Below are 11,790 nucleotides of genomic sequence, written 5' to 3' on the forward strand. Positions count from 1 at the left end.
AAAAATAGAGCACAAATCATTAAATAATTAAATAAAAAAAATAAAAAATTTGCATAATAATTTTATTGATGCTACCTTTGGACTATCAAATTAGAGACATGAATAACGCTACAACATATACATTCTTTTATTTCTTTTATTATCCTAGATAAGAGCAGGGACGAGTATAGCATTGTAGAAGCATAATATAAAAGTCCCGAAATTGAAACGGGACTTTTCTTTTTTAAAGAACACACAGAAAAATGAGTACAAAAATTGCAATCCAAGGCGTAAAAGCATCTTTTCATGAAGAGGCTGCATTGAAATATTTCGGAAAAGACATCGAAACAATTGAATGTGAGTCATTCAAGAAAACCTGTGAAATGCTTAAACACGGAAAAGCAGATTATGTAGTGATGGCCATTGAAAATTCAATCGCTGGAAGTATCCTTCCAAACTATAACTTATTAAGAGATTATAGATTTCATATTATTGGAGAGGTACACTTAAATATCCAGCAAAACCTGTTAGCCTTGCCCGGAGTAAAACTGAGCGATATTAAAACCGTTGAATCTCACCCTATCGCTATTCGCCAATGCGATGAATTCTTAAGCGATCATCCAGATTGGGCGATCCGTGAAGGTATGGATACAGCTGGTTGTGCGAAGAGGATCAAAGAAGGAAAATTAACCACCACTGCCGCCATTGCAAGTGAATTTGCAGCTAAAATTTACGGGTTAAATATTTTAGAAAAACGCATAGAGACACACAAGAAAAATGCCACCCGCTTCCTCGTATTATCCAACGAAGTTGTAGAACAAAAGAATGCAAACAAGGCATCTTTATCATTCCAGACGGGAAACTCTGTTGGCTCATTAGCGAGTGTATTACAGTGTTTTGCAGAACAGAATGTAAATTTAAGCAAGATTCAATCGATGCCTGTTGTAGGTCGTCGAAACGAATACGACTTCTATGTCGATGTCGAATGGAAAAAACAAGCCGATTATGATACTGCCATCCGGAAAGTACTTAAACACACGGTCAACTTCAGCATTATGGGCGAATACATTAAAAACGAAAGAGTATAAGTAACTATCATATTGTAAATAAAAAAATTCTAAATAAAATGAAACATTCATTAGACATCCTTCCGTTAAAATCTTGGATCGACACCGGCGACAAGCCTTTAATCATTGCAGGACCTTGTAGCGCAGAGACTGAAGAGCAATTGGTTTCTACCGCACACTTACTAGCAAATACAGGCAAAGTAAATGTATTACGTGCAGGTATCTGGAAACCGCGTACGCGTCCCGGAGAATTCGAAGGTATCGGAAGTATCGGTTTAGAGTGGTTAAAAAGGGCAAAAGAAGAGACCGGCTTGCTGACGGCAACGGAGGTAGCTACTGCAAAACATGTGGAAGAAGCTCTAGTAGCAGGTGTAGACATTTTGTGGATCGGAGCTCGTTCTACCGCCAACCCATTCACTGTTCAAGAAATCGCAGATGCACTGCAGGGGGTTGATGTCCCGGTATTGGTCAAAAACCCGGTTAATCCAGATTTATCATTATGGATAGGTGCGCTGGAACGTGTGAACCGAGCTGGCATCAAAAAGATCGGAGCTATTCACAGAGGATTCTCTTCTTATGAAAAAACCGCTTTCCGTAACGAGCCCATGTGGGATTTAGCTATTCAATTGAAAACCATTGCCCCTGATCTGCCAATCATTAATGATCCAAGTCATATCTGTGGTAACCGCGAACTAATTCCTTACATCACGCAAAAAGCTTTAGATATGGACATGCAAGGATTAATCATTGAGTCGCATATTGACCCATCAGTAGCGTGGACGGATGCCAAACAACAAGTTACTCCTGCTGCGTTAGCGGATCTATTAGACCATGTTGCCGTGCGTCGCGCGGAATCCAATAACCCTGCTTTTGAAGATAAATTGGCTGAATTACGTCAACAGATAGATAAATTGGATGACCAAATCATCAAACAGATCGGCGACCGTATGAAAATTGCAGAGAAGATTGGCGAATTCAAACGCGATAATAATGTAACTATCCTTCAAGTAAATCGTTGGGATGAAATCGTTCAAAAGCGTGTTCAATTGGCTAAAGCATTAAGTATAAGTGAAGATTTTGCCGTCAAATACTTGGAACTACTGCACAACGAGTCTATTCGTAAGCAAAACGAAATTATGAACACTAATTCACCAGCAGAGGCATAATGAATGAGATAAGCATTAAGCTATCACATCCAACAAAACGAGTAAGTGGCACGGTTCAACTCACTGGTTCTAAATCAGAGAGCAACCGTGCTCTTATTATACGGGCGTTGAGTGAAAGCAAAGTAAACGTTAAGAACCTCTCTGAAGCGGCTGATACAGTTATCTTGAACAAAGCGCTAACACAAGCATATAGAGAGGGGGCAGACCAGAAAATAATTGACATAGGACCAGCAGGTACGGCAATGCGTTTTTTAACCTCATACCTCAATCTACTCGAAGGAAATTTTATCCTTACAGGTACAGAGCGTATGCAACAACGTCCCATTGGTATCTTGGTGGATGCGTTGAAAAGTATCGGAGCAGATATACATTATACGAGCAAATCAGGCTTCCCTCCTCTTCATATTGAAGGAAAAATGTTTCAGGGCAAAGATAAAGTAACTATCAAAGGTAATGTAAGCAGTCAATATATTTCCTCTCTTCTTTTGGTAGCTTCCGCCTTAAAAAAAGGATTAACCATCGAAATTGACGGAGAACTAACGTCTCGACCATACGTAACGATGACATTGGACATGTTAAAGGAAGCTGGTATATCCCATGAATGGACAGGCAATACCATTCATATTGCACCTCAAAAGCATCAGGAATCTGTGCTATATATAGAGCCCGACTGGAGCGCTGCTTCGTATTGGTATGCTATAGTAGCTCTTTCAGAAAGTGGTGAAATTTTTCTTCCCGGGCTAAAAGAAAATAGTTTGCAGGGAGATATAGCCATTGCTAAAATCATGAACCATTTCGGTGTTGAAACGACATTTACAGCTAAAGGTATATATCTTAACAAAGTGGCAATTGATTCGACTAAGCACTTATTTGATTTTAAAGAATGTCCGGATTTAGCACAAACTGTCGTTGTAGTAGCTGCTGCATTAAAAAGAAACGTGTCTTTTACGGGACTTGAAACATTAAAAATCAAAGAGACGGATCGTATTGCAGCACTTCAAAATGAAATTTCAAAATTCGGAGCAAAGCTAACAGCTGAAGATGAAATTTATCACCTGACTACAGAAGATGTGAAAGATCCGGGAACTGTATCTTTCGCGACCTATGAAGATCACCGCATGGCAATGGCATTTGCTCCCCTTGCATTAGTCTTTGATCAAATTACCGTATTAGAACCTCAGGTCGTAGAAAAATCATATCCTATATATTGGGAGCATCTTGCAGGGCAAGGTTTCCAGATTACGGAGTAGCAAAATCAGTAATAATTATTACTGATTTGACACATTTCCTTTATAAAAATCCCTTTAGGGCAGAGGAGATGTCGAAAAACACGAAGTGCTCATTCATCTATATTAAAGCGGATAATCATGAATAATTTGCTTTATCCAAGGTGATTATAATTGCATATAAAAGCAAATTTATCTAAGTTTACCCAATATTTAAATTATGGCAGGAAATTCATTTGGCGACATCTTTAAAATCACAACTTTTGGCGAATCCCACGGTGCGGCTATAGGAGTTATTTTAGATGGATGCCCTCCAAATATTCAGATTGATGAAGAATTCATTCAATCAGAACTTGACAAGAGAAAACCCGGTCAATCCAAAATAACAACACAACGGAAAGAAAGTGATACCGCTCAATTTCTATCGGGAATTTTCGAAGGAAAATCGACAGGAACCCCCATAGCTATTGTTATTCCAAACGAAGATCAGCGTTCAAAGGATTACTCGCATATTATGGATAAATTTCGTCCATCACATGCAGATTACACCTACCAAATGAAATACGGGATTCGCGATTATCGTGGTGGTGGTCGTTCTTCAGCACGCGAAACCGCTGCACGAGTAGCTGCAGGTGCCATTGCAAAACTATTTTTAAAACAATACGGAATTGAAATCTTCGCCCATGTCTCTGGTGTAGGAACGATCGAGTCCCCTAACCTCAATACCTCAGATCTAAAGACATTACTCGAATTACGCGAAAGCAATATAGCTCGGTGCGCCGACCCTGCTACCGCAAATGAAATGATAGATTTTATTGATGGAATACGCAAAGATGGTGATACAGTAGGCGGGCGGATTTCTACCATTATTCGCCATGTACCTGTAGGATTGGGTGAACCTGTATTCGATAAATTACATGCCGACCTAGCTAAGGCAATGATGGGCATCAATGCGGTACATGGATTCGAATATGGATCAGGATTCGAAGGGTCTCAGCTTAAAGGTTCTGAACATAACGATATTTTTGCTTTCGAGAATAATAAAATTATTACACATAGCAATTATTCAGGCGGTATACAGGGTGGTATCTCAAATGGTATGGATATTACCTTCAAAGTGGCTTTTAAACCGGTAGCAACCATTATGCGCGATCAACCTACATTGAATCTCTTACAAGAAGAAACCACTATCTCCGGAAAAGGAAGACATGATCCGTGTGTCGTTCCACGCGCCGTTATTATCGTTGAAGCAATGACGGCCTTGGTTATTGCAGATCATCTACTAAAGCAAAGAACATATAAGAATGTCTAACAAGAAAAATTATATACTAGCATGCGATATCGGGGGTACACATATTACCTCCGCTATTGTAGTCGAGGATACATGGGAAATCTTACCTAATACGATCAAACGTTTTTCTTTTAATTCGCAGGAAAATGCTAAATCGATTTTTCAATATTGGGCAGGTAATATACAAAATTGCCTTAATGAATTTGACAAAGAAATAAAACAGATAGGCATCGCCATGCCTGGCCCCTTTGATTATGAAAACGGGATCGCATTGATGAAGGGACAAAACAAGTACGATAGCATTTATAAACTGAATACGACAGAAGGCATTTTAAGTGGCTTGAAAAATAAACACGTTGAAATTCGGTATATTAATGATGCAGCTGCCTTTCTTCAAGGAGAAATATTTGCAGCCAAGCGAAATAACGAAGACCGGATCTTGGGAATTACATTGGGAACTGGACTAGGAAGTGCTGTCTGGTCGAGTAAAGCAAAAGCTATCGATGCAGATCTTTGGAACAGCCCTTATAAACGTAAAATCTTCGAAGAATATTTGGTTACACGTTGGTTTGTTAGCCGCTTTTTAGCGCTTTCGGGATTTAAAGAAAATGGTTTTAAAGAGATCGTCCAAAATCATAAGAACACCGAAGAATTTGAACAACTATTAGTCGAATACAGGACACACTTGAAAGATTTTCTTCATTTTTTTAGTAAAAAACACGCTTGTAAAAAATTTATTATTGGGGGTAATATTGCCAAAGCATGGGCCTTAATCAATAAGGATCATTATTTCGGAGATTTCGAAATAAGCGTTGGGCAATATGAAGAAAAAGCAGCAATTATAGGTGCTGCTTCGTTATTTCAATAATATAAACTCTATTTCTTAATATATCTTAGGATATTGCTGCGGATTCACTTCGGTCATGATTTGGTAGGCTATCTCTACCACATCATCTACTGAAGGTTTCGTAAAATAGTCACCATCCGAACCATACGGAGGTCTGTGTGCTTTGGCGGTCAGTGTACGCGGCTGGCTATCCAGATGGAAGTAGCCTTGCTGTATTTCCAATATTTGCTGTAGGATAAACGCAGATGCTCCACCAGGTACATCTTCGTCGACCACCAAAAGACGATTGGTTTTCTGAAGAGATTGTGCGCAGACCTGTGTTCGATCAAATGGTTGTAAGCACTGAATATCCACTATTTCAATAGAAATACCAATTTTTTCTAATTCTGAAGTTGCTTCCTGTACGATACGTAAAGTAGAACCATACGAGACCACCGTAATATCCGATCCACTACGAATTACTTCTGCTAAGCCCAACGGAACAGTGAATTCGCCGACATTACTAGGCATTTTTTCTTTTAAACGATACCCGTTTAGGCATTCGATGACCAAAGCAGGATCATCCGATTTTAAAAGTGTATTATACATTCCCGCAGCTTGGGTCATATTTCGTGGCACACAGATATGTAAGCCACGTAAGCTTCCCAATAAAAGTGCCATCGGAGAACCTGAGTGCCATATCCCTTCCAGACGATGTCCGCGTGTACGAATAATGAGAGGTGCTTTTTGCTGACCTTTCGAACGATAACTTAAAGACGCTAAATCGTCACTCAACACCGGCAACGCATACATTAAATAATCCAGATACTGTATTTCGGCAATAGGTTTGAAGCCACGAAGAGCCAGACCTAGCCCTTTGCCAATAATAGCTGATTCACGAATTCCGGTATCAAAAATGCGTAAATCACCAAATTTCTCTTGCAAACCAGCAAATCCTTGGTTTACATCTCCTATTTTCCCTACGTCTTCTCCGAATGCGATTAAACGATCATCCTTGGAAAAATTCGCTTCGAAACAGGCATTCAATACTTCACGTCCGTCTACGATTTTTGCATCCTCTTCATATTCCGGTTTTGTTCCGGAAATGTTGAAGGCCGAATTTTGGCTTTCTACAAATAGGTTATCATTGTACCGTTGTCGATTCAGTTCCTGTTGTTTTTTATACCATGCAATCAGTTCGTCCTTTTCGGGAGAACTTGTAAAACGCAATTCACGTAAGACAAGACGAACAGTAGAATATATTTCTTTTAGAGAAGGCTCTGTTATCGATTGCAGTGTTTTCAGTGGCAACTCAATAACTTCGTTATCCATTTTCGACAATAAATCGATAGCTTCTTCTAAATCCCCTTGAATGGTTTGGCGATAATCTGCCCACGCTTTCTTTTGCTCGTCACGAACAATTTTTTTGGCCTCTGTTTCTATCGCTTCCAACTCTTCTGACGATGCGATTCCTGCCTCCACCAGCCAGTCACGCATCTTCACGTTGCAATCATATTCCTTTTCCCAATCCAATCTTTCCTGAGATTTATAACGTTCATGCGAACCAGAGGAAGAATGACCTAAGGGTTGTGTAAGATCGGTGACATGCACAAAGCACGGTATATGTTGTTCTCGAGCTATTTTAGCGGCTTTTTCATACGTCTCACAAAGCCCCGGATAATCCCAGCCCCTTACTTTAAAAATTTCAAAACCTTCACCTTTGTGATCGCGTTGAAAACCTCTTAATGCTTCTGATATATCTGCTTTGGTTGTTTGGATTTCGTTGGGGACAGATATCCCATATCCATCATCCCAAACGGAAATGACAACGGGAATCTGTTTCACTCCAGCGGCATTTATCGTTTCCCAGAATACACCTTCGGAAGTAGATGCGTTACCTATTGTACAAAAAACGACTTCGTTACCTTGGTTAGAAAAATAGTTTAAATAAGAAAGATCAACATTTGTTCTATATAATTTAGAGGCTAGTCCTAATCCCATTATACGAGACATCTGCCCACCAGTCGTCGAGATATCAGATACTGAATTTTTTTGCTGTGTCTGATTCACCCAATTACCCTCATCATCGACCAAACTTTTGGAAAAATGGGCAACCATTTGTCGTCCTCCTGATGAAATATCAGCTTCTAAGTTCGGATTGGCATAGAGTTGGGAAAAGAAATGATAGATTGAACTAATTCCAGATGCAAAAGCAAATGTCTGGTCACGGTAGTAACCTGAACGCCAGTCACCGTTTTGGAAAACTTTAGCCAAAGCTATCTGCGCCAATTCTTTTCCATCGCCAAAGATTCCGAATTTTGCCTTACCTGTAAGTACTTCCTTTCGTCCTAATAAACTAACATATCTGCTTTGTAAGGCTAATTTATAATCATCTAAAATAATATAGCGAAAATCATCAAAGCTTAATTTTGACGATGACAAATCAGTTGGCACATTCAAATTCGTTTCTGACATTTCTTTTTTGGGTTTCCTACAAAAGTACTAAAATTCCTTTTTACAATATAGTTAATAATTTATTAATATCCTTAAATAATAGATCTTAATTACGTACTTTTAAGGCCTATTACATCGTATTTATGAGTGCTAGTATTATATCAACAACTAAAAAAAATGACTCCGCCTGCTTAGGAGATTTAGAAAAAACCGTAATTCTCAATACGTTAATGTCCGTTCCCTTTTCCGAAAGAGATCAAAAATGGCGTGATGATTTTTTATATTGTTTACCCGAAGCTAATCTTAAACTAGGAAATCCTGAAGTCGTCATAGCGAGTGATGGGTTTCCATACATTCAATTGGAAACCGTTAATCCGAACGAGAATTTCCATGCATATATTATTAACAAACAATTACCCACCTTACTTTCGCAAGGTTTTGGGTTAGTAATCAATCCACAGCATAATCGGTTAGATTGGATGCTATCTTATGGCGATCTTGTCAATTACGAATTGAATGATTCATTCTATACTGATGATAGTATCTTTTCGAATAATAAAGAAAGTATAGCGATTGGTAAAGATGAAAAAATATTAACAGGACAACCGGCAGACAGCATTTTGCCAAAATACTTACGTACTCAGTTAAAAGAGTATTTAATTCACATGGGGGTTAAAACACCTAAGATCATGCTCATCGCCCGCAATTATGAAGATGAAAATTTGGTATCCCAAGATCTGGTATTTAATATCACACCTGTTCAGTTTAGAAGTGAGAAAGCATATCATGAGATCATGTCTGCTATCGCGTGGTTTTTACCAAAACATTATTCTTTTATGGGAGTAGATGAAATGGCTATCGCAAATGGTTTTCAAGCATTATAAATACAAAATGAAGATTAAAACAAAAATGCTATGCATCCTTGGACTGGGGCTCTTGGCAAGTTCTTTTACACTATTACATCAAAAGCAGAATGAGGAATGGAAACCCCTGTTTAATGGAAAGGATCTAGGTGGATGGACGGTAAAGATTTATCCATACGAGGTGGGTGAAAATTATGCCAATACATTCAGAGTAGCGGGTGATGTTATTCAAGTGAATTACGATGGATACGGAAAATCCTTTGATAATCGATTTGGGCATCTTTATTATAATACTCCTTACTCTCACTATCATTTAAAATTGGAATACCGATTTATCGGGGATCTATATCCCGGAGCACCGAGCTACACCCTGCGAAATAGTGGTGTAATGTTTCATTCTCAAGATCCGAAAACAATGCCTGCCAACCAAGATTGGCCAATATCTGTAGAAATGCAATTTCTTGGCGGGTTGAGTGATGGAAAAGCACGTACTACGGGCAACATGTGCTCCCCCGGCACACATATCTATTACAAAGGTGAACTGCTAGAAACACACTGTATAAACTCAACTTCAAAAACTTACGATGGAAATCAATGGGTAAAAGCAGAACTTATTGTGCTGGGAGATTCAATTATCCACCATATTATAGAGGGTGATACCGTATTGAGTTATTCAAAGCCACATATAGGAGGTCCGGTAGTCAATAATTTTGACCCTCGGATTAAGATAGATGGCACGGCACTAAAAAGAGGATTTATTGCGCTGCAAAGTGAGGGGCAGCCTATTGAGTTTAGAAAAATTTTATTAAAAGATCTTTCTAACGGTACGAAAAACTAAAAAAATGTTTCTATTTAACGTAAGAGTTTACGGGATACTGATTAATGAGAAACAGCAGGTCCTCATAAGTGATGAGCGCACACAGAATGTTTCTTTTACTAAATTTCCGGGTGGAGGTCTTGAGTTTGGGGAAGGACTTATAGATGCATTGAAAAGAGAGTACTTGGAAGAATGTAATGTTCATATAGAAGTACTCAAACATATTTATACTACTGATTTTTTTGAGAAATCGAGTTTCAATGAAAGCCAGATTATTTCCATTTATTATCAGGTAAAACCCTTGGAACCAATTGGGATTGAAATTAAAGAAAAAGCGTTTGATTTTGATGCAGACAATGTAATAGATAAAATTGAATCCTTTAGATTTATAGATATTAACGCCTTAGATTTAACAGATCTGACTTTCAAAACGGACAAAGCAGCTTGGGAAAAGTTTATTAAAATGAACAGATAATGTTTTTATGGCTGCTGGTTTCATATCAGACGAGATGAAGGATTTTTACTTATTATTTGGTAATCCAAAAAATGCTTTATAATTTTAGTTGTTACCTAATAAACAGATGTTTAAACTAGGGGCAACATTTTTGGATTTGGAAAACACCTAGTTCTATAGGGTTTTTATTAATAGTTAGTGTGATTTTAAGGCGATATTCCCGTATCGCCTTATTTTTATAGCATTACTTAAGGAAATAGGCCAGGAGCGCAATAATAACACCTACTGCAACAATAAGCCATTTAAACTTATCGCCATTATTTCCTTCATTGCTCTTATATCTATAGTCCCTTTTATACTTGCTCATATCCATATCTTGTTCCTTTTTTTGTTTGGATGGTTATATTATAATGATTATTTCCGCTATTCATGATGGTAGGGCTCACCTTTCATAATGGAAAATCCTCTATATATTTGCTCTATAAAAAACAGTCTAACCATTTGATGTGAAAAAGTCAACTTTGAAAGTGAAAGACTATAATTTGCCCGCTGCTTTACTAGATCCGAAAATCCATAAGGCCCACCGATAAGAAATACCAGATGTTGAACGCTAGATACCATTTTTTGTTCCAGAAAGCTAGACAATTCTACCGATCGCAGTTCCTTTCCAAACTCATCCAATAATATAACAAAGTCTTGTGACGTGATATTTTTTAAAAAAAGTTCTGCTTCTTTTTCCTTTTGTTGTGCTTCGGATATATTCTTAACATTCTTAATGTCGGGCATGATGACCATTTGAAAAGAAATGTAATGTTTTAATCTTTTTAAATACTTCTCTATCCCTTCCTGAATATACTTATCATCTGTCTTTCCAATACACAATAATGTAATTCTCATCCGTATAATTTGTTTTTAAAAGGTGATGCGGCTCATGTTGATAAACAAAAAACTCTCCACCAGAGTGAAGAGTTTAAGCTATATTATTAAAATGATCTTACTTTTTAGCAACAACAGTCACTTTGAAGTTGATTTCTTTAGAAATCAAATCATCTTGCTTACCAGAATAATTTACCCCCCAATCTTCACGTGCTATATTGAAATCTGAAGTAGTTTTTACAGTAGCATCTGTAACTTCATCAACTTTTGCATCGAATGTGATGTTTTTAGAAATACCTTTAATCGTTAAGTTACCAGAAATAACGGCATCGTTAGCAGTAGCTCCAGCTTTTACATCAGTAATTACAAACGAAGCCTCAGGATATTCAGCTACAGCGAAGAAATCATCCGCTTTCAAGTGACCATCCAGTTTTTCTTTGTATTCGCCATCTAAGTCAGTGCTATTGATAGAAGTCATATCCAACACAAAACTGCCGCCTGTGATAGCTCCGTTATCAACATGAATTGAACCAGATTTTACGTTGACCGTACCTGTATGTGCACCGGTAACTTTAGTTCCGGTCCATACCAATGTAGATTCCGCAGCGTCCACGGTATATGCTTCACCCACTACTTGATCAACAGTTTCAACCGAATCAGTTGTTTCAGCTTTTTTACCTTCCGGGTTGCCGACACACGATGCTAATACCATAGCAGCAGCTGCCGAGAATAAAACAATTTTTTTCATTTCAATATTTGGATTATATGTTT

The 11,790-nt window shown here is 38.1% G+C and carries 12 protein-coding genes; 8 read left to right on the plus strand and 4 right to left on the minus strand.

Annotated features, from left to right (window positions below; translation table 11 throughout):
- The first annotated feature begins 242 nt into the window (after positions 1–242).
- The 5 genes from E4F24_RS00565 (at position 243) to E4F24_RS00585 (ending at position 5,597) form a co-directional block, all read left to right on the plus strand.
- On the plus strand, positions 243–1,067 hold the full coding sequence (locus E4F24_RS00565) for a prephenate dehydratase (protein WP_140936662.1): 825 nt from the start codon (positions 243–245) through the stop codon (positions 1,065–1,067).
- A 38-nt stretch (positions 1,068–1,105) separates the two neighbouring features.
- Positions 1,106–2,212: a chorismate mutase gene (locus tag E4F24_RS00570; RefSeq protein ID WP_140936663.1), complete on the plus strand. Its 1,107-nt coding sequence runs from the start codon at positions 1,106–1,108 to the stop codon at positions 2,210–2,212.
- The gene (aroA, locus tag E4F24_RS00575) at positions 2,212–3,462 is read left to right on the plus strand and encodes a 3-phosphoshikimate 1-carboxyvinyltransferase (RefSeq protein WP_140936664.1); all 1,251 of its coding nucleotides are present in this window, start codon (positions 2,212–2,214) and stop codon (positions 3,460–3,462) included. The genes E4F24_RS00570 and aroA overlap by 1 nt, the downstream gene beginning before the upstream one ends.
- 196 nt (positions 3,463–3,658) lie before the next feature.
- Positions 3,659–4,750 (plus strand): chorismate synthase, encoded by a 1,092-nt coding sequence (gene aroC / locus E4F24_RS00580; protein ID WP_140936665.1) that lies wholly within the window; start codon positions 3,659–3,661, stop codon positions 4,748–4,750.
- On the plus strand, positions 4,743–5,597 hold the full coding sequence (locus E4F24_RS00585; RefSeq protein WP_140936666.1) for an ROK family protein: 855 nt from the start codon (positions 4,743–4,745) through the stop codon (positions 5,595–5,597). The genes aroC and E4F24_RS00585 overlap by 8 nt, the downstream gene beginning before the upstream one ends.
- Positions 5,598–5,612: 15 nt before the next feature.
- On the opposite strand, the gene E4F24_RS00590 is transcribed toward E4F24_RS00585, so the two are convergent.
- Entirely contained in the window at positions 5,613–8,030 is a 2,418-nt protein-coding gene (locus E4F24_RS00590) for an alpha-ketoacid dehydrogenase subunit alpha/beta (protein ID WP_140936667.1), read from the minus strand.
- A gap of 122 nt (positions 8,031–8,152) precedes the next feature.
- On the opposite strand from E4F24_RS00590, the gene E4F24_RS00595 reads away from it, so the two are divergent.
- From E4F24_RS00595 to E4F24_RS00605, 3 genes are read left to right on the plus strand one after another with little or no spacing between them, the layout of a single operon-like run.
- Entirely contained in the window at positions 8,153–8,893 is a 741-nt protein-coding gene (locus E4F24_RS00595) for a hypothetical protein (RefSeq protein WP_140936668.1), read from the plus strand.
- A gap of 7 nt (positions 8,894–8,900) precedes the next feature.
- A complete protein-coding gene (locus tag E4F24_RS00600) occupies positions 8,901–9,710 on the plus strand; it encodes a 3-keto-disaccharide hydrolase (protein WP_140936669.1) in 810 nt (269 codons plus the stop codon).
- Between the two features lie 4 nt (positions 9,711–9,714).
- A complete protein-coding gene (locus tag E4F24_RS00605; RefSeq protein WP_140936670.1) occupies positions 9,715–10,164 on the plus strand; it encodes an NUDIX domain-containing protein in 450 nt (149 codons plus the stop codon).
- A gap of 223 nt (positions 10,165–10,387) precedes the next feature.
- Here E4F24_RS00605 and E4F24_RS14050 read toward each other — a convergent pair whose 3' ends face one another.
- The 3 genes from E4F24_RS14050 to E4F24_RS00615 all read right to left on the minus strand — a co-directional run bounded on the left by E4F24_RS14050 (position 10,388) and on the right by E4F24_RS00615 (position 11,767).
- Complete coding sequence (locus E4F24_RS14050; protein WP_262708985.1) at positions 10,388–10,510, minus strand: hypothetical protein; 123 nt, start codon at positions 10,508–10,510, stop codon at positions 10,388–10,390.
- A gap of 56 nt (positions 10,511–10,566) precedes the next feature.
- Positions 10,567–11,040, minus strand: coding sequence for a 23S rRNA (pseudouridine(1915)-N(3))-methyltransferase RlmH (gene rlmH, locus E4F24_RS00610; RefSeq protein WP_140936671.1), 474 nt, complete (start codon positions 11,038–11,040; stop codon positions 10,567–10,569).
- 97 nt (positions 11,041–11,137) lie between these two features.
- A complete protein-coding gene (locus tag E4F24_RS00615; protein ID WP_140936672.1) occupies positions 11,138–11,767 on the minus strand; it encodes a YceI family protein in 630 nt (209 codons plus the stop codon).
- Between the last annotated feature and the right edge of the window lie 23 nt (positions 11,768–11,790).

This window comes from Sphingobacterium lumbrici (genome assembly GCF_006476045.1).
Classification (GTDB): domain Bacteria; phylum Bacteroidota; class Bacteroidia; order Sphingobacteriales; family Sphingobacteriaceae; genus Sphingobacterium; species Sphingobacterium lumbrici.